Source organism: Luteimonas aestuarii (assembly GCF_004357985.1).
Taxonomy (GTDB): Bacteria; Pseudomonadota; Gammaproteobacteria; order Xanthomonadales; family Xanthomonadaceae; genus Luteimonas; species Luteimonas aestuarii.
Map to the genome: position 1 here is coordinate 85,499 of NZ_SMTF01000010.1, position 18,708 is coordinate 104,206.

Sequence of the window (18,708 nt, forward strand, 5' to 3'; positions counted from 1 at the left end):
CGCCCCGCGCAGTACGCCATCAGGACTTCCGCGCCCGCGCGAATGCTGCCGCAAGTGCGTTGTCGGCGGGTGGGGCGCTGGCGTGTGGTGCACTTCCGCGCGGGGCGGGCTTGTCGCGCGCCCCGCGCGCGACGCGCGTGCCGTTGCGTCCGCCTTCGGTGCGACCCTCGCGCGCTGCGGGCGCATCGTCCAGCCGCCGGGTCAGTGCGATGCGCTTGCGTGCCACGTCGACCTCCAGCACCTTCACCCTGACGATGTCGCCGGCCTTCACCACTTCGCGCGGGTCCTTCACGAAACGATCCGACAGCGCGGAGATATGCACCAGCCCGTCCTGGTGCACGCCGATGTCGACGAAGGCACCGAACGCGGCAACGTTGCTGACCACGCCTTCCAGGATCATGCCTTCGCGCAGGTCCTTGATGTCCTCCACGCCGTCGGCGAACTTCGCGGCCTTGAACTCGGGTCGTGGATCGCGGCCCGGCTTTTCCAGCTCCCTGAGGATGTCGCGCACCGTCGGCTCGCCGAAGCGTTCGTCGGTGAACTGCGCCGGCTTGAGCGTGCGCACGAAGCTGCCGTCGCCGACCAGCGACTGGATCGGCTTGCCGGTCGCCTGCACGATGCGTTCGACCACCGGATAGGCTTCCGGGTGCACCGACGACGCATCGAGCGGTTCGTCGCCATCGGCGATGCGCAGGAAGCCGGCGCACTGCTCGAACGTCTTCTCGCCCAGCCGCGGCACCTTCAGCAGTTCGCGGCGCGACTTGAACGGGCCGTTGGCATCGCGATGCGCCACGATGTTCTCGGCCACCGTCGACGACAGCCCCGACACCCGCGACAGCAAGGCGCCGGATGCGGTGTTCACGAACACGCCCACCGCGTTCACGCAGTCCTCGACCCGCGCATCCAGCGCACGCGCCAGCTTGAACTGGTCCACGTCGTGCTGGTACTGGCCCACGCCGATGGCCTTGGGTTCGATCTTCACCAGTTCCGCCAGCGGATCCTGCAGCCGGCGTGCGATCGACACCGCGCCGCGCAGCGACACGTCCAGCCCCGGGAATTCCTTCGCCGCGGTTTCCGACGCCGAATACACCGATGCGCCCGCCTCGCTGACCACGATCTTCTGCATCTTCCGGTCGGGTAGCAGCTTCAGCAGGTCGCCGGCCAGCTTGTCGGTCTCGCGGCTGGCGGTGCCGTTGCCGATGGCGATGAGCTGCACGCCGTGCGCGACGCACAGCTTGCGCAGCGACGCCAGCGACTGGTCCCACTGTCGGCGCGGCTCATGGGGATAGAGGGTGTCGGTGGCGACCAGCTTGCCGGTGGCATCGACCACCGCGACCTTGCAGCCGGTGCGGATGCCGGGATCGAGCCCCAGCACCACCTTCGGCCCGGCCGGCGCGGCCAGCAGCAGGTCCTCGAGGTTGTCGCCGAACACGGCGATGGCGTCGGCTTCGGCCGTCTCGCGCGCCTGCGAAAACAGGTCGATCAGCAGGTGCAGGTGCAGCTTGGCCTTCCACGCCAGCCGGCAGGCATTGCGCAGCCAGGCGTCGGCGGCGCGGCCCTGGTCCGACACACCGGCGTGCAGCGCCACGCGGCCTTCGGCGTAGAGGTGGCCGGCGTCGGCATCGTTGCCGGGGTCGAGGTCGAGCGTCAGGAACTCCTCGCGCCGGCCGCGGAACAGTGCCAGCAGGCGATGCGAGGGAATGTTCGCCAGCGTTTCGGCATGGTCGAAGTAGTCGCGGAACTTCTCGCCGGCGGCTTCCTTGCCCTCGACCACCCTGGCGCGGATCACGCCATTGGCCTGCAGCCAGCCGCGCAGTTCTCCCACCAGCGCCGCGTCCTCGCCCCAGCGTTCGATCAGGATCGCGCGCGCGCCTTCCAGCGCGGCCTTGGTGTCCGCCACGCCCTTGTCGGCATCGACGAACTGCGCGGCGAAGTCCTCCGGCACGCGCGTGGGATCCTGCAGCAGGCCATCGGCCAGCGGCTCCAGCCCGGCCTCGCGCGCAATCTGCGCGCGGGTGCGGCGCCTGGGCTTGTACGGCAGGTACAGGTCTTCCAGACGCGCCTTGCTGTCGGCGGCGTCGATGTCGGCGCGCAGTTCCGGCGTCAGCTTGCCCTGCTCGTCGATGCTGGCCAGGATCGCCGCGCGACGGTCTTCCAGTTCGCGCAGGTAGGTCAGCCGCGTTTCCAGGTTGCGCAGCTGGGTGTCGTCGAGCCCGCCGGTGACTTCCTTGCGGTAGCGCGCAATGAACGGCACTGTCGCGCCTTCATCCAGCAGGGCGATGGCGGCGACCGCCTGCGCGGGTTGTGCGCCGATCTCGTCGGCAATGGTGGCGGCGATCTTGCGCGCGAGCGCGGGGCTGAAGTCGGGCATGTCGTCCATGGTGCGTGCGGCATCCGGCCGCGGAGGCGCGATTGTGGCAACCGCGGACGCAAGCCGGAACCCGTTGACAGGACGCGCCGATCGGGTCAGGCGTCGCGCACCACGCTGTCGTCGGCCTTGCGCCTGCGCCATGGCAGCGGGATGCCGAGCAGCATCGACGTGAGCCACGCCAGCCGGCTGGAGGCGGACTCGCGATCCGGCGGATCGAGGCCCGGCGTGGCCGGCGCGCCATCGTCGTCGATGGCGTACTCGCCGGCATCGATGGCCTGCAGGATGCTGCGTGCGCGCCCGGCCTGCGCCTCCGGCACGCGCAGCTTGGCGCCGCCGATCGCCAGTCGCCACTCCCAGTTGGCCAGCGCGGCGTGTTCGTCGCCGAGGTGCGCGTCGATACCCTCGGCCTGCAGCAAGCCACGTGCGATCTGCGCTTCCAGCGGGTCGGCATAGCGGGCGACGATGATGAACATGCGGGTAGCGCGTGCGTGATCCGGGGACCGGCTCAGGCTACGCTAGTCGCGTTTCCATGGCGTCACGAGGCACGGCGATGAACGACTTCCGCGCGACCCGATCCATCCATGGCGTGGCATTGCTGGCCGCGCTTGCGCTGTCGGCCTGCGGCGGCCGTGACGATGCCGCGGCCGGTGCGCAGCCCACCGTGGATCCCGCGGCGCCCAGCACCGTGGTCGAGTGGACGCTGCCAGCCACGCTGCCCGGTTCGGCCTCGCCCAGCCTGGCCGTGGCGCCGGATGGCCGCCTGCTGCTGAGCTGGGTCAACTCGCAGGCCGGGCGTCGCCACATCATGCAGTTCAGCGCGTTCTCGCATCCGCAGGACCGTTGGCTGCACGGCATGTCCACCATCGCCATCGGCCACAGCATGTTCGTCAACTGGGCCGACGTGCCGCACATGACCGGCACGCCGGATGGCGCGCTGTGGGCGCATTGGCTGCAGAAGAGCGGCGAAGGCGCGTACGCCTACGACGTGGTGCTGTCGCGTTCGCGCGATGGCGGCGCCAACTGGGCCGAACCGGTCCGCCCGCACGACGACGGCACCCAGACCGAGCACGGCTTCGTGTCGATGTGGCCGCAGGGCAACAGCACGCTGGGCATCGCCTGGCTGGACGGACGCAACACCGGTGGCGGCGGGCACGAAGGCCACGACGCGCACCATGCACCGCAGGGTGCGATGACGCTGCGTGCGGCGGTGTTCGACGGCGCGTTGCAGCGCACGCAGGAATTCGAACTCGACGACCGCGTCTGCGACTGCTGCCAGACCGCCGTGGCGCAGACTGCGCAGGGCGCGCTGCTGGTGTATCGCGGGCGCACCGAAGGCGAGGTGCGCGACATCCTCGCCACGCGCTTCAACGGCATCGACTGGAGCACGCCGCGCGCCGTGCATGCCGACGGCTGGGAGATGCCGGCCTGCCCGGTGAACGGGCCGGCGGTGGCGGCGACCGGCGAGACCGCCATCGTCGGCTGGTACACCGAAGCCGGCAGCCAGCCGGAAGTGCGGCTGGCGCGCAGCACCGACAGCGGCGACAGCTTCGCCGCACCGGTCATGCTGGACAGCGGCGCGGGCGTGCTGGGCCGCATCGCGGTCGCGCTGGACGGCCAGCAGGCGTGGGCCGTCTGGCTGCGCGAGGATGGCGACGCGCAATCGCTGTGGCTGTCGCGGCGCAGCCCGGACCTGGCGACCGAATACGAACGCATCGAAGTGGCCAAGCCGCGTGGCCGAGGCCGCGCCACCGGCTTCCCGGTGCTCGCCGTGCAGGGCGGCAGCGCTTACATCGCGTGGACCGATGTGGTTGGCGGCGTGCCGAACCTCAGGGGCGTGCGCGTTGGCAGGCCCTGAGCCAGATCCTGACGTGCCGTTGGCAGGCGGCAAGGAGCAACGATGAACATGCTGCGCTGTTGTGTGCTGGCCACGTTTCTTGCGGGAGGCCTGCCCGCGGCGGCCGGGCCGCCTGTTGATGATGCATTGCGCGCGGAGCTGCTGCAGATGCGCGACGAGGACCAGGCGGTTCGCAACCTCGCGCTGCAGACGCAGGAAGAGATCGAGAAGCTGCAAGCCGTCGATGACCGCAACACGGCACGCCTGAAGCAGATCGTGGCGACGCACGGCTGGCCGACGATCTCGCTGGTTGGCGAGGATGCGGCGCGGGCAGCATGGCTGCTGGCCCAGCATGCCGATCATGACCGCGCGTTCCAGCGCGAGGTGCTGGCATTGATGGCACCAGCCGTCGATGCCGGCGAGGCCGTCGCGATGGACCATGCGTACCTGTGGGACCGGATCAACGCGCCGCAACGCTTCGGCACGCAGGGGCGCTGCGTCGGTCCAGGCGAATGGGCGCCACTGGAGATCGAATCACCCGAGGGCGTCGACGACAGGCGTGCCATGGTGGGCCTGCCGCCGCTGCAGGAATACATCGCGCTGGTTTCCGGGCTTTGCCCGGCGAGTGATTGAATCAAGAGGCATCCGCCTCACCGCCGTGGACGCATCGATCCAGGTCCGCACCACCCCACTACCCTTGCTCATAAACGACGATGGCCCGTCTCCGGGCCATCGTCTGCACTGCCAGGCGTGAGTCTGCTGCTCAGTCGCCGCTCGCCCCGGCACCTTGCGCCGCACCCGCGAAATCGCCCGCGATGAAGATCGAGAGGTTCGCGGGCACCAGGTGGCGTCGCAGTGCGGCCTGCACCGCCTCGGGGGTCAGCGCGCGCAGGTCGTCCTCGAACTTCGCGGCATCGGCCATGGTGCGGTCGAGGTAGAGGTTGCTGGCCAGCACGCCGACCAGTTCGCCATCGTTGGCGCGCGAGGTGCGGCGTGCACTGAGCATGCCGTCGAGGGCTTCCTGGAACTCGGTCTGCGGGATGCCGTCCTCGAGCAGCCGCTCGATCTCCTCGCGGAACGCGGCTTCCACCCGCGCGGCGTTCTCCGGCGCGGTGATGGCGTAGGCGCTGAAACTGCCGGATTCGTCCAGCGCGCTGGCGTTGAAGCTGGAGCCGACGCCGTAGCTGAGGCCGTCGCGCTGGCGGATGCGGTCGGCCAGGCGCGACTTCAGCGCGCCGCCGCCCAGGATCTGGTTGCCCAGCACCAGCGCCGGATAGTCGGCGTGGTCCTGGCCCACCGGCACCTGCAGCATCGACAGGAAGACCGCATTGGGCTTGTCCGCCACTTCGATCAGCACGCGCGTCGCGGGCACGTCATGGTGTGGCGACGGGATGCGGGTAAACGGCTGCGGCGCGTTCCAGTCGCCGAACAGGCGCGCGACCTGCGCGTGCACTTCATCGGCATCCACATCGCCGATGATCGCGATGCTGGCCCCCGCCGCGCCGTAGAACGCGCGATGGAATGCGTGCAAGTCGTCGAGGGTTGCGGCCTCCAGTTCGGCGATGCTCTCCTCGAACGTGCCCGCATGGTACGGGTGGCCCTTCGGCCAGCGGTTGAAATGGCGGCCCATGGCGTTGCCGGCGATGGCGCCGGGTTCGGTCATGCTGGTGCGGATGGCCGTCATCGCCTGTGCGCGCAGCTGCGCGAACTCGCTGTCGGGCAGCGTCGGCTGGCGCAGCACCCGGGCGGCCAGTTCGAGCAGGGCAGGCAGGTTGTCGCGATCGGTCGTGGCGGACACGCTGGCGCCGGTGGCGCTGCCGTTGATGCTCAACGTGGACTTCAGTTCCACCAGCCGGCGCGAAAGCGCGGCGCGGTCGATCCCTTCGCTGCCGCGCATCAGCATGCCGCCCAGCAGGCTGGCGGTGGTGCTGCGGTCCTGCAGCGAGGCTTCGTCGCCGAAGCGCAGCTGCATGCGCACCTGCACGGCCTGGCCGCGGGTCGATTTGGCCAGCACCGCCAGCTCGGCATCGTTGTCGAGCGTGAACACCTGCGTGCGCGCGTCGATGTTGGCGGGCGAGGCATCGAAGGCCTCGCCCGCGGCGAGCGCCTCGCGGCCCACGTAGCCTTCCAGCAGGCTTTCCGCGCTGGGTGCCTCGGGAATGCTGGCGCGGTCGGCGCGATCGGTGGGGACGAAGCGCGCGCTGGTGCGGTTGTCGGTCTTCAGGTACGCCGCGGCCACGCGCTGCACGTCGGCGAGGGTCACGCCTTCCAGCCGGTCGCGCGACAGCAGGAACAGCCGCCAGTCGCCCTGCGCGATGGCTTCCGACAGGGCGATGCCGATGGCGTTGGGGTCGCGCATCGCCACTTCGGCACCCGTCAGCAGGCGCTGGCGGGCTGCGGCCACGTCTTCTTCGGTCAGTGCGGCGGGATCGATGCGTTCGACCAGCGCCACCATCTCCGCTTCCAGTGCATCGAGGTCGGCATCGGCCGGCGCTTCGGCGAAGAACATGAAATAGCCCGGTTCGTCCATCGCGAACGCGATATTGGACACCGCCGTCGCCTTGCCGCCTTCGACCAGCGCCTTGTGCAGGATGCCGGTCGGGGTGTGGCCCAGCACCTGGCCCAGCACGGTCATTGCGGCGCTGTCCGGGTGGCGGCCGGCCGGCATGTGGTAACCGATGGCGAGGTAGGGCGTCTTGCCGACGCGGCGCACGGTGACGCTGCGCGGGCCGTCCTGCGCGGGCTCGCGGGTGTAGGTGGGCTGCAGCATGCGCGTGGGCGCGGCAATCCTGCCGAAGCTGTCGCGCACCATCCGCAGCGTGGCGTCGGGATCGAAATCGCCGGCGATCACCAGCACTGCGTTGTCGGGCTGGTAATGGTTGCGGTAGAACGCCTGCAGGCGTTCGATCGGCACGTTCTCCACGTCGGCGCGCGCGCCGATGGTGGAATTGCCGTAGTTGTGCCAGAGGTAGGCGGTGGACATCAGCCGCTGCAGCAGCACGCGGAACGGGTTGTTCTCGCCCGACTCCATCTCGTTGCGCACCACGGTCATCTCGCTGTCCAGGTCTTCGCGCGAGATGTGCGAATTGACCATGCGGTCGGCTTCCATCGCCAGCAGCCAGGCCAGCGTATCGGCGTTGGACGCGAAGCTGGCGAAGTAATTGGTGCGGTCCAGCCAGGTGGTGCCGTTGAAGCGGATGCCGCGCTTGCGCATCTCGCCGGGGATGTCGCCATGGGTCGGCGTGCCCTTGAACACCAGGTGCTCGAGCAGGTGGGCCATGCCGGTTTCGCCGTAGTGCTCGTGGCGTGAACCGACCAGGTACGTCACGTTGACCGTGGTCACCGGCTTGCTGTTGTCCGGGAACAGCACCACGCGCAGGCCGTTGTCGAGGCGGTACTCGGAGATGCCTTCGGCGCTGGCGACAACCTCGGGCGCAGCCGGGGTGCGCGCATGCAGCGGTACGGTGCATGCCAGCAGCAGCGCCGCCAGCAGGAACATAGAATGACGCAGGTGCATCGGTTGGACCCCCTGTCCATGGATTTCGGGTTGGAAGATAGCAAACACGGCGTTGGGGCCAATGCGCCGGAGGGCGTGCCGCGGGTGGCCGTGCTGCATGTGGATGCGTGGCTGGCGGTGGTCGACAAGCCTGCGGGGCTGATGGTCCACGACAGCAAGCTGGCGCGTGGCGAGCAGGAGTTCCTGGCCGATCGCCTTCGCGAACAGTTCGGCAAGCCGGTGCTGCTGGTGCACCGGCTGGATCGCGCGACCAGCGGCTGCCTGCTGCTGGCGTTCGATCGCGATACCGCTTCGGCACTGGGCAAGGCGCTGATGGCGCGCGAGGTGGAGAAGCATTACCTCGCGGTGTGTCGCGGCTGGCCGGAAGAGCGCTTCACCATCGACCATCCGCTCGACGGCGGGCCGGGCAAGCCGGAGAAAAAACCGGCGGTGACGCGCTTCGAGCGATTGGCGACGACCGAGCTCGAATTCGCGTCAGGCGGATTCCCCACCTCGCGCTACGCAGTGCTGCGTGCCGAACCCGGGACCGGGCGCTTCCGCCAGATCCGTCGGCACCTCAAGCATGCTTCCCACCACCTGATCGGCGACACCAGCCATGGCGAAGGCCGCCACAACCGGCATTTCCGCATGCTTGGCATCCATCGCATGCTGCTGCATGCGCAGCGGCTGGCGTTCGTGCATCCGCACACGGGCGAACGCCTCGCGGTGGACGCGCCGCCGGACGTGGAATTCGGCAAGGCGCTGGCGCTGTTCACGCCAGCGCCGGGGGCGTCATTCGCCGGCTGACGCCTCGGCGCGGATGTCCTGCTCCAGCTGCTGCAGCAACGGGACGATCATCTGCTGCACCGCGCCCATGGTGTTCTGCATCAGCAGCGGCATCTTGTCCAGCAGGCGCTGGCCCGCGGCGCTGCCGTAGAACCCGAGCATCGCGTCGATGTCTTCGTCGTTGAAGGTATTGCGGTAGATGTCGCGGTACATCGGCGCCATGTTGTCCCACGCCAGGGTCTCGTTCATGCGCTGGTTGGTGCGCGCGAGGATGGCATCGAGGCGGGCGCGCTGGGCATCGTCGAGCTGCTGGCCGGCGGTGAGCTGGTCGATCATCTGGCGCTGCGAGGCCTCGACCTGCGGCAGGATGGCATCCACGGTCTCGCGGGCGCGCATCACTTCCAGCAGGCGGTCCAGGCGCGCGTCGCTGGCGCCCTGCGCAAATGCGGCGGGGCTGGCCAGCAGGCACAGCATGGCGAAGAGGATGGCGCTGAACCGGTTGTTGCGGTGCATGGTCATGTCGTCCTTGTCATCGTGGCGGGAAGGCGGGATTGTAGCGCCCGGACCGGGACGCACCCGGCGGCAGGAATGTGACGCACGCGCGGATGGACATCGAGATTCCGGAACATGAACTGGTCGAGCGCTTCGTGCGTGCGTCCGGCGCCGGCGGCCAGAACGTCAACAAGGTGGCGACGGCGGTCGAGCTGCGGTTCGACGTGGCGAATTCGCCCTCGCTGCCCGAACCCGTGCGCGCACGCCTGCTGGCACGGCGCGACCGGCGCGTGACCTCCGAAGGCGTGCTGGTGATCCATGCGCAGCGCTTCCGCACCCAGGAGCGCAACCGCGAGGATGCCCGCGTGCGCCTGCAGGCCTTCATCGACACCGGTCTGCACGCACCCAGGCCGCGCATCGCCACCCGACCCTCGCGCGGCGCGAAGGAGCGACGCCTCGGCGAGAAACGGCAACGTAGTACGATCAAGCAGTCGCGCGGCAGGCGCGACTGGGATTGAGGCCAGGCGTGGGAGGCGCATGACCGATCACAACGACGACGTGGTGCCGCCGCTGCCGCCCAACGCGCCACGGGTGAAGCCGAACGCATTCACGCGCTGGCTGGGCCGCAGCGTATTGCGGCTGGGCGGCTGGCGCGTGGTGGGCGAGTTGCCCGACCTGCCGAAGCTGGTGCTGATCGCCGCGCCGCATTCTTCCAACTGGGATGGCATCTGGGGCTTCGCCGCGAAGATGGCGCTGGGTTTCGAAGTGAAGGTGCTGGGCAAGGCGCAGTTGTTCTGGTGGCCAATGGGTCCGCTGCTGCGCAAGTTGGGCGTGATCCCGATCGACCGCAGCTCCGCGCACGGGACCGTCGAACAGGCGGTGGACATGATCCGCCGCAGCGACCGCGTGTGGTACGCACTGACGCCCGAGGGCACGCGCAAGCGTGTCGAGCGCTGGAAAACGGGCTTCTGGAAGATTGCGCACGATGCGCAGGTGCCGATCCTGCCGGCGTACTTCCATTATCCGGACAAGGTGATGGGCATCGGCGCCCCGTTCCACACCACCGGCGACATGCACGCCGATATGCGCGCACTGCGCGAGTGGTACCGGCCGTGGCAGGGGAAGAACCGCGGGACTGCGTGAAGCGCCGAACGACGCCTCGCGAGGCGTCGGCCATCCGTACGGCCTAGGCCGAACACCGGGAATTGAGCCGGCCGACGAGCTGCCGCTCCACGTCTGCCATGGCCGTCGACAGGGCGCGCAGGCCTTCCTGGTCCGTCCCGTTCCAGTTCATCGACGCCACGTCGGACCTGAGGACGTCGGCGGGGCCGCCATCGATGGCAACCACATACACGGCAATCGGGATCTTGGTGGAAAGGTTCTGGGCGATGTAGAGCTGGCGCACGTCGATCACGACCGATGGCGCGCTCGCATCTTCGACGAAACCGATGCGTGAAAGCCGCGACGACACCAGCTGGTCCGCGGCCTCCAGGGAAAACGCATGTCGACCGATCGCGCCGGCTGCAGCCGAAGCCGGCCGACGGTCGGCAACCTTCTCCAGCCGGTAGCCGCAGCGAAGCGTCAGCCCGGATCCGGCACTTGCCAGTTCATCGTGATCCACCGTGCGGCGCTCGAGAGGGCTGGTGGCGCAGCCCGTCGCCATGGTCAGGCTGGCGATGCACACCAGCAAGCACTGCCGCGGGATGGCCACGGTCAGTGGCCAACCGTCACTTCGGGCTCATCGGTAGCGTCCACCTCTCCCGCAGGCGACGCCTCTGGCGGGGCGTCGCCATCCGCGGGGTCCGCAGGGGGGGTGCCGTCGCCAGTGGTTCCTTCGGCGGCCACGGGCGCCTTTGGCACCGCAAGCAATGCCATCCGCGGCTCATCGACGGGCGAATGGGCAACGAGCGTGCGCATCGCGCCAGGTCCGGCGCGCAACCAGATCCAGTCATCGTGCTCGCGCACGACGCGGCCGCCATACGATAGTCCCCGCACCTCGCCGCCGTGGCCGCGTACCGGAAGCCCGGCTTCCTGTCGTCCTTCGCTCGACAGGTCGTAGACGAGCATATCCGTGACCTGGTCGATCCCCAGGTCCAGCAGCGAGGCCAGTGGCCCCTCGCCGAAAGCAAGCCAGCGGGCGGCATCCTCCTCGGCGCCGCTGCCAGCGATCTTCGATAACGGGAAATTGAACGCGTATGTCCGCGTGAACAGCACTTTCTGGCGTGGCTTGCCATTCGAGCGGATGCTGCGTTCGACCTGCTGCAGGGCGAGCTTCACCGAGAGCAGCTCGAAGTTGTTGAGCATCGAGTAGCGCGGGACGAGCATGACCACGGTCCCGTCGGACGGCATGCCGGCGGGATCGGCATCCCACGTGGAGTGCAGGACGCGGACCCCGGCATCGCCCGAGATGCCACCTGCGGCGAGCTTGCTGCGTAGCGCCTGCTCAATGCGATCGTTGAAGGGGTAATCCAGCATCAGGTTGCGCAGTTCGGCGACACGCTGCTCGGCGTTCTTGACCTGCGCATTGCTGATCGCGGTGCCTACCAAGGCGCCGATGAGGCCGAACTGCATCGCCGCGCCGCTGTTGTCGGGCACGTCCACGGCAAGTTCCTGCTGGGTCAGGACGATCTCGATCGGCGCCGATGTCGCGATCGGAACGTCGGGCAACGTGCGCTTGTTGGCAAAGACTGGCAGGGCGAAACAGGACAGCAACAACATTGCTGCGAGTCGGATCCGCATGGGTGGCCCGCTCCCTTCGGGCTGGCGCCGCTTCGGACGCCCCCTGCATCCGATCCCTTGTACGGCGTGGGCGCATCTTCCACTGGCCGACATTGCGCTGTAAACAGCGTCATCGCTCCGAATGCCCGCTGTCGTAATAGTCGCGGCGCATGAACAGATCAGGCTGGATCAGGTCCATGAACGCGCGCGCCTGTGGCGAGGGTAGCTTGCCCTTGCGCATGACCACGCCGTAGCTGCGGTCGGGGAAGAAGCTGCCCACCGAGCGGGTGGCGATGCGGCCGCGGTCGGCATCGGTCAGGCAGATCGACGACAGGATGCTGATGCCCATGCCCATCGCCACGTACTGCTTGATCACTTCCCAGCCACCGACTTCCAGCGCCACGGTGTACGGCACTCGGTTCTGCTGGAACACCAGGTCCACCAGCCGCCAGGTGATCTGGCGCTTGGGCGGCAGGATCAGGCCGTGCTGGCCGATGTCGGCCAGCGACAGCGCGGGCTTGTCGGCCAGCGGGTGGCCCAGCGGCATCACCAGCCGCTGTTCGAAGCGGTGCAGCGGGGCGTAGCTGAGGTCGCCCGGCACGTCGTGCATCGAACCCACCACCAGGTCCACGGTGTCGGCGCGCAGCAGGTCGGTGCCGTCGGCGCTGACGGTGTTGTGCAGGCTCAGGCGCACGTCGGGGTGGTGCTGGCGGAAACGCTCCACGATCCGCGGCAGCAGGTAGAGGATGGTCGAGCTGTTGGCGGCGATGTGCAGTTCGCCCGCATCCATGCCCTTGACCTCGTTGCGGAACGCCGCGGGCAGGGTGTCGATGCCGTCCACCAGCGGCCGCGCCAGCTCGTACAGCGCTTCGCCGGCCCGGGTGGGCACCAGCCGCCGGCCACTGCGTTCGAACAGCTTCTCGCCCAGTTCCCGTTCCAGCGCCTGCAACTGCAGGGTGACCGCTGGCTGGCTGACGAACAGCGCCTCGGCCGCGCGCGAGACCGAGCCCAGCCGCGCCACTTGGCAAAAGGCGCGCAGCGGCTTCAGCCGATCGGCCTTGTAGGGGAAGCGCGGCAGCGAATCCGGCACGGAAGCCCTTGTTTGGATTGAAGTATAAGCTCAGTTTATGGATTACATTGACATAAATGGTTTGTCAAATAGATGAGACAGGCGGAGGGTGCTGCTGCACCGCAATATCCACGCAGGAGCCGCCCGATGTCCGCTGTCCTCAAGGAAATCCAGTCCCACGCGCCTGATGCAGGCATCCAGTTCCCGGCTGGCGCCCCCGCCGACCTGATCGGGCCGGACGCCCAGGCCTTCCTCGCCGGCCTTCATCGCCGCTTCGAGTCGGCGCGCCAGGCCCGCCTCGCCGCCCGCGTCCGCCGCCAGGCCGAGTTCGACGCCGGGGCCGTGCCGGACTTCCGCGACGACACCCGCGCCATCCGCGACGGCGACTGGCGCGTGGCGCCGATCCCCGGTGCGCTGCTGGATCGCCGGGTCGAGATCACCGGGCCGGTCGATCCGAAAATGGTGATCAATGCGCTCAACGCCGGCGCCAACTGCTACATGGCCGACTTCGAGGACTCGACGTCGCCGACCTGGGAGAACCTGCTCACCGGCCAACGCGCGCTGCGCGAGGCGGTCGCAGGCACTCTGAGTTTCGTCGCCGACAACGGCAAGCGTTACGCACTGAAGCCCGAAAGCGAGCGCGCGGTGCTGATCGTGCGCCCGCGCGGATGGCACCTGGACGAGAAGCACGTGCGGGTCGATGGCGAACGCATGTCCGGCGCGCTGTTCGATGCCGGCCTGTTCGCCTTCCACAACGCCGCCGCGCTGGCGACGCGGGACCGTGGCCCCTACCTCTACCTGCCCAAGCTGCAGTCGATGGAAGAGGCGCAGCTGTGGCAGCAGGCGCTGTCGCACATGGAAGCCGGACTCGGCCTGCCGCAGGGCCGGATCAAGGTCACGGTGTTGATCGAGACGCTGCCGGCGGCGTTCGAGATGGACGAGATCCTGCATGCGCTGCGCGACCGCATCGTGGGCCTCAACTGCGGTCGCTGGGATTACATCTTTTCCTACATCAAGACCTTCCGCCGCCATCGCGACCGCGTGCTGCCCGAGCGCGCGCAGGTGGGCATGACCCAGCCGTTCCTGCGCGCGTATTCGGAACTGCTGATCCAGACCTGCCACCGCCGCGGCGCGCATGCGATGGGCGGCATGGCCGCGCAGATCCCGATCGCCGACGACGCCGATGCCAACGACAAGGCGCTGGCGCGCGTGCGTGCCGACAAGCTGCGCGAGGTGACCGCCGGCCACGACGGCACCTGGGTGGCGCATCCGGCGTTGATCCCGCTGGCCAGGCAGGTGTTCGACGAGCGCATGCCCGGCCCGCACCAGCAACACCTGGGTCGCGAGGAAGTGATCGTCTCGCGCGACGACCTGATCCGTCCGTCTCTGGGCTCGATCACCCGCGCCGGGTTCGAAGGCAATGTCGAAGTCTGCGTGCGTTACCTCGCCGCCTGGCTCGATGGCAACGGCTGCGTGCCGATCCATTGGCTGATGGAGGACGCGGCGACCGCCGAGATCGCGCGCACGCAACTGTGGCAGTGGCTCCACGCGGCGGACGACGGGCGTTGCCCCCTGCACCTGGACGACGGCACCGCGATTGACGATGCGTTGTTCGAGCGCGCGCTGCTGAACCTGCCATCGCGCCTCGCCGGGCAGTCGCTGCCGGGCGCCGCGCGGATCCCGGAAGCCATCGCGATGCTGGAAGAGCTCACCCGCCGCGACACGCTCGCCGATTTCCTCACTTTGCCCGCCTACGAACACATCTGACTGCAGTGATTGGTGATTCGTGATGGGTGACTGGAGCATCCGGTCGCCGTAACTGCGAACGCCAAGCTCCCTGCCTCTCCGAATCACGAATTACGAATCACACATCACGGAGATCACCATGAGTACTCGCCTGCCCACCGCCGAAGACCTGCAACGCGACTGGAACGAGAACCCGCGCTGGAAAGGCGTGACCCGCGCCTACAGCGCCGAGGACGTGGTGCGCCTGCGCGGCACCGTGCATGTCGAGCATTCCATCGCACGCCTCGGCGCCGAGAAGCTGTGGAACTCGCTGCAGACCGAGGATTTCGTCAATGCGCTCGGCGCCCTCACCGGCAACCAGGCGATGCAGCAGGTCAAGGCCGGCTTGAAAGCGATCTACCTCAGCGGCTGGCAGGTCGCGGCCGATGCCAACCTCGCCGGCGAGATGTACCCCGACCAGTCGCTGTACCCGGCCAATTCGGTGCCGCAGGTGGTCAAGCGCATCAACAACACCTTGCTGCGCGCCGACCAGCTGCACCACGCCGAAGGCGATGACAGCATCGACTTCCTGCAGCCCATCGTCGCCGATGCCGAAGCCGGCTTCGGCGGCGTGCTCAACGCCTTCGAGCTGATGAAGGCGATGATCGAGGCCGGCGCCGCGGGCGTGCACTTCGAGGACCAGCTGGCCTCGGTGAAGAAGTGCGGCCACATGGGCGGCAAGGTGCTGGTGCCCACGCGCGAGGCGGTGGACAAGCTCAACGCCGCGCGCCTGGCCGCCGACGTGATGGGCGTGCCGACGCTGATCGTCGCGCGCACCGATGCCGAGGCCGCGGACCTGCTGACCAGCGACATCGACGCCAACGACCAGCCGTTCACCACCGGCGAGCGCACGGTCGAAGGTTTCTTCAAGACCCGCAACGGCCTGGACCAGGCGATCAGCCGCGGCCTGGCTTACGCACCCTACGCGGATCTCGTGTGGTGCGAGACCGGCAAGCCGGACCTCGAGTTCGCGCGCAAGTTCGCCGAGGCCATCCACGCGAAGTACCCGGGCAAGCTGCTGGCCTACAACTGCTCGCCCAGCTTCAACTGGAAGAAGAACCTCGACGACGCCACCATCGCGACCTTCCAGAAGGAAATCGCCAGCTACGGCTACAAATTCCAGTTCATCACCCTGGCCGGCTTCCACGCGCTGAACTACTCGATGTTCAACCTCGCGCACGGCTACGCGCGCCGGCAGATGAGCGCCTTCGTGGAACTGCAGGAAGCCGAGTTCGCCGCCGCCGACAAGGGCTTCACCGCCGTGCGCCACCAGCGCGAGGTGGGCACCGGCTACTTCGATTCGGTGACGCAGACCATCCAGCGCGGGCAGTCGTCGACCACGGCGCTGACCGGTTCGACGGAAGAAGAGCAGTTCAGTACCAGGCGGGCTGCAGCTTGAGGGGTGTCCGGCAGGCGGCGGGCCAGGTGCTGGACAGCATTTCGCCGTGAATGAGTGGTGGGAATGGCATCGCTGCGGCCACCGTGGCTGCAGCGTGTCCGGCGACGCGGGGTCATGGTGCGGGCTGGAGTAAGATGCCTATTCTCCCCCCAAGAACAGTGTGGTCGGAAGATGTCGAGGAAGTCTGTGCTCCAAGCGTTGCCGTGGTTCGTCGCGTGCCTTTGCATGGCCAGTGGCCCTGCCATCGCGCAGGAAGCCACACCCCCGGTCGATCGGCAGCACGACATCGCCGACCATGCCGCTCAAGGCGAAGTCTCGCCGGCAGCGAATGCAGCGGTGGACGTAGAAGAGGAACGCGTCGTATGCCGACGGGAGAAGACGATTGGCAGCAATCGTTCCGTGCGGGTGTGCCGCTCTGTCGAGGACATCCGCAGGCAGCAGGACTCCGCACAGGACGCGTTGCGCAGCGGGGCGGTTTCCACGCCCTGACCGTCCCGGCATCCAGTGGATGCCGGACTTGGCGGGAATGACTTCATTGAATGCTGTCCGCCAGGTCGACAAGTGCGACCTGGCGGACACCTGGCGAAATGTAGAGCGCTACCTGCGCACGTCAGGCGTGTGGTTCCGCAAGGCTTCGGCCAGGCCGGGCACGCCGTCGGCACCGTTTGGCACGTTCAGGCTCGAACCCTGGAGATCGTCGCCGATCGGCTGCGCGCGTCCGCCCAGGCATTGCGACAGGAAGCCTTCGGCGACTGCGTTGAAGGCCTTGCTGTTTTCGGGGCGGTGGAAGCCGTGGCCCTCGTCGGGGAACAGCGCGTAGGTCACGGGAATGTTGCGCTCGACCATCGCATTGACGATCTGGTCGCTCTCGTCCTGCTTCACGCGCTGGTCGTTGGCGCCCTGGCCGATCAGCAGCGGGCGCTTGATCTGGTCGACGCGGGTCAGCGGCGAACGCTCGGTCAACCAGGCCTGGCCTTCCTCGGTGCGCGGGTCGCCCATGCGGCGCACCAGCTGGTTGAAGAAGCTGGCCCAATACGGCGGCACCGTCGACAGCAGGGTGTTGAGGTTGGCCGGACCGACGATGTCGACGCCGCAGGCGAAGGTATCCGGGGTGAACGTCAGGCCGACCAGCGTGGCGTAGCCGCCATAACTGCCGCCCATGATCGCCACCTTGTCTTCGGTGGTCACGCCTTCGCGCACCGCCCACTGCACGGCATCGATCAGGTCGTCGTGCATCTTGCCGGCCCACTCGCCATCGCCGGCGTTGGTGAAGTCCTTGCCGAAGCCGGTGGAGCCGCGGAAGTTCACGCTCAGCACCGCATAGCCACGGTTGGCCAGCCACTGGTTGTAGCCGCTGTAGCCGTAGGCGTCGCGCGCCCAGGGGCCACCGTGCACCAGCAGCACCATCGGCACCGGGGTGTCGGCCTTGCCGTCGTTGTCGTGGTCGGCGTGCGCCGGCAGGGTGAGGTAGCTGACCAGGGTCAGGCCATCGCGGGACTGGATTTCCTGCGGCCACTGCGGCACCAGCGGCTTGCCTTCCAGTGCGGGTCGGCCGGAGAACAGGCGGGTCAGTTCGCCGCCTTCGCGGTCGTAGCGGTAGTACTCCACCGGCGCCTCGGCGGCGGAGTAGGCGACGATCCAGGTCTTGTCGTCGAGCGTGCGGGTGTTGACCGAGGCTTCGCCCGGGCCGATGGCCTTGAGCTTGTCGAGGTCGGCCTTGAGGCCGTCGTCCAGTGCCGTCCACTCATTGCGCAGGTAGTTCACGCCCACGGCCTGCACGCGGCCGGTCGCGGGGTCGCGCAGCGTGCCCGACAGGTCTGCACGGGCGTCCTCGTGCACCAGCGTCCTCTCGCCGGTCGCGGTATCGATGGCGAACAGCGCCGAGGTGTTGCGTCCGCGCGAATCCTGCATGTACAGCGTGGCGCCATCCTTGGTCAGTCCGGCGAGGTCGGTGGTCATGCCGTCCTCGAACGGAACCTCGTCGTACTTCTCCCAGGCATCGCCGGCACGGCGCAGCAGGTCCACGCCGCCATCGGGGCGCGAGCGGGTGGCGTAGCGCAGCCCGTAGTCGGCGTCGGTGAGATAGCTGCCGATCTGCTGCGTGTTCTGCTCGACCAGGGTCCGCTCGCCGGTGGCGAGGTCCACGCGATACAGGTCGTGCCACTGCGCGTCGCGATCGTTCATGCCGACCAGCAGGTGGTCGGGATGGCGCTCGCTGATGCCGACCACCTGCGCGGTGGTGTTGTCGAAGGGCGTCAGGTCGCGGCTCTCGCCGCTGGCCACGTCCACCGCGAACAGGTGGAAGTTCTCGTCGCCGCCGTTGTCGCGCAAGTACAGCAGGGTGCCGTCGCGGTGAGACCAGAAATAGCTGCGGATGCCGCGCGCGGTGTCGTTGGTGACGGCCTTCGCGGCGGCAATGTCATTGGCGGGCGCGACCCACACATTGACCGTCCCGTCGAGCGGAGCGACCCAGCTGAGGTACCGGCCATCGGGGCTGAGCTGCACGTTGGCGCGCTCGGGGTTGCCGAACAGCGCATCGCGCGGGATCAGTTCCACCTGGTCGATCGAGGTGATCGCGGGTGCGGTTGCGGCGGTGTCGGCGGAATCGTTGCCGCCGCTGCAGGCGGCAAGGGCGAAGGTGATGGCGGAGGCGAGCAGGAGGCGATGCATGGGCGGGGGTCCGGAGCCGTAGGTCCATTCAGGATACGGTGCCCGCGGCGCGGGTTGCGCCTGTCGGTGGTCATGGGCCGTGCCCGCG

Annotated in this window: 16 protein-coding genes; 8 read left to right on the forward strand and 8 right to left on the reverse strand. The window is 68.4% G+C overall.

Translation table 11 applies throughout. The features are described 5' to 3' along the window. Positions 1–19 precede the first annotated feature (19 nt). Positions 20–2,371 carry a Tex family protein gene (locus tag E2F46_RS12200; RefSeq protein WP_133322421.1) on the reverse strand — a complete coding sequence of 784 codons (2,352 nt, stop codon included), beginning with the start codon at positions 2,369–2,371 and terminating at the stop codon, positions 20–22. A 95-nt stretch (positions 2,372–2,466) separates the two neighbouring features. Next, positions 2,467–2,844 (reverse strand): putative signal transducing protein, encoded by a 378-nt coding sequence (locus E2F46_RS12205; RefSeq protein ID WP_133322423.1) that lies wholly within the window; start codon positions 2,842–2,844, stop codon positions 2,467–2,469. Between the two features lie 77 nt (positions 2,845–2,921). Here E2F46_RS12205 and E2F46_RS12210 point away from each other — a divergent pair, with 77 nt between their 5' ends. Next, a complete protein-coding gene (locus E2F46_RS12210; RefSeq protein ID WP_133322425.1) occupies positions 2,922–4,226 on the forward strand; it encodes a sialidase family protein in 1,305 nt (434 codons plus the stop codon). A gap of 42 nt (positions 4,227–4,268) precedes the next feature. Next, positions 4,269–4,838, forward strand: a complete 570-nt coding sequence (locus tag E2F46_RS12215; RefSeq protein ID WP_207949575.1) for a DUF6624 domain-containing protein — start codon at positions 4,269–4,271, stop codon at positions 4,836–4,838. Positions 4,839–4,968: 130 nt separating this feature from the next. Here the strand turns inward: E2F46_RS12215 and E2F46_RS12220 are convergent, their stop codons facing one another. Next, positions 4,969–7,722: a M16 family metallopeptidase gene (locus E2F46_RS12220; protein WP_133322427.1), complete on the reverse strand. Its 2,754-nt coding sequence runs from the start codon at positions 7,720–7,722 to the stop codon at positions 4,969–4,971. A 30-nt stretch (positions 7,723–7,752) separates the two neighbouring features. Between E2F46_RS12220 and E2F46_RS12225 the strand changes: the two genes are divergently transcribed. Then, positions 7,753–8,508 carry a pseudouridine synthase gene (locus tag E2F46_RS12225; protein WP_425599833.1) on the forward strand — a complete coding sequence of 252 codons (756 nt, stop codon included), beginning with the start codon at positions 7,753–7,755 and terminating at the stop codon, positions 8,506–8,508. Here E2F46_RS12225 and E2F46_RS12230 read toward each other — a convergent pair. Continuing rightward, complete coding sequence (locus tag E2F46_RS12230) at positions 8,494–9,006, reverse strand: DUF2059 domain-containing protein (protein ID WP_133322429.1); 513 nt, start codon at positions 9,004–9,006, stop codon at positions 8,494–8,496. The genes E2F46_RS12225 and E2F46_RS12230 overlap by 15 nt on opposite strands. 86 nt (positions 9,007–9,092) lie before the next feature. On the opposite strand from E2F46_RS12230, the gene arfB reads away from it, so the two are divergent. Both arfB and E2F46_RS12240 read left to right on the forward strand, forming a co-directional pair. Next, entirely contained in the window at positions 9,093–9,497 is a 405-nt protein-coding gene (gene arfB / locus E2F46_RS12235) for an alternative ribosome rescue aminoacyl-tRNA hydrolase ArfB (RefSeq protein ID WP_133322431.1), read from the forward strand. 19 nt (positions 9,498–9,516) lie between these two features. Next, positions 9,517–10,122 carry a lysophospholipid acyltransferase family protein gene (locus E2F46_RS12240; RefSeq protein ID WP_133322433.1) on the forward strand — a complete coding sequence of 202 codons (606 nt, stop codon included), beginning with the start codon at positions 9,517–9,519 and terminating at the stop codon, positions 10,120–10,122. A 43-nt stretch (positions 10,123–10,165) separates the two neighbouring features. Here E2F46_RS12240 and E2F46_RS12245 read toward each other — a convergent pair whose 3' ends face one another. From E2F46_RS12245 to E2F46_RS12255, 3 genes are all read right to left on the reverse strand, one after another. After that, positions 10,166–10,690 (reverse strand): hypothetical protein, encoded by a 525-nt coding sequence (locus tag E2F46_RS12245; protein ID WP_133322435.1) that lies wholly within the window; start codon positions 10,688–10,690, stop codon positions 10,166–10,168. A gap of 2 nt (positions 10,691–10,692) precedes the next feature. Beyond that, positions 10,693–11,697, reverse strand: coding sequence for a hypothetical protein (locus tag E2F46_RS12250; protein ID WP_133322437.1), 1,005 nt, complete (start codon positions 11,695–11,697; stop codon positions 10,693–10,695). Between the two features lie 130 nt (positions 11,698–11,827). Then, positions 11,828–12,787, reverse strand: a complete 960-nt coding sequence (locus E2F46_RS12255) for a LysR family transcriptional regulator (RefSeq protein ID WP_133322439.1) — start codon at positions 12,785–12,787, stop codon at positions 11,828–11,830. 126 nt (positions 12,788–12,913) lie between these two features. Here E2F46_RS12255 and aceB point away from each other — a divergent pair, with 126 nt between their 5' ends. The 3 genes from aceB to E2F46_RS12270 all read left to right on the forward strand — a co-directional run bounded on the left by aceB (position 12,914) and on the right by E2F46_RS12270 (position 16,439). Continuing rightward, positions 12,914–14,533: a malate synthase A gene (gene aceB / locus E2F46_RS12260; RefSeq protein WP_133322441.1), complete on the forward strand. Its 1,620-nt coding sequence runs from the start codon at positions 12,914–12,916 to the stop codon at positions 14,531–14,533. Positions 14,534–14,651: 118 nt separating this feature from the next. After that, a complete protein-coding gene (aceA, locus tag E2F46_RS12265) occupies positions 14,652–15,950 on the forward strand; it encodes an isocitrate lyase (protein ID WP_133322443.1) in 1,299 nt (432 codons plus the stop codon). Between the two features lie 198 nt (positions 15,951–16,148). After that, the gene (locus tag E2F46_RS12270) at positions 16,149–16,439 is read left to right on the forward strand and encodes a hypothetical protein (RefSeq protein ID WP_133322445.1); all 291 of its coding nucleotides are present in this window, start codon (positions 16,149–16,151) and stop codon (positions 16,437–16,439) included. A gap of 108 nt (positions 16,440–16,547) precedes the next feature. On the opposite strand, the gene E2F46_RS12275 is transcribed toward E2F46_RS12270, so the two are convergent. Further along, positions 16,548–18,620 (reverse strand): S9 family peptidase, encoded by a 2,073-nt coding sequence (locus E2F46_RS12275; RefSeq protein WP_133322447.1) that lies wholly within the window; start codon positions 18,618–18,620, stop codon positions 16,548–16,550. Positions 18,621–18,708: the final 88 nt, after the last annotated feature.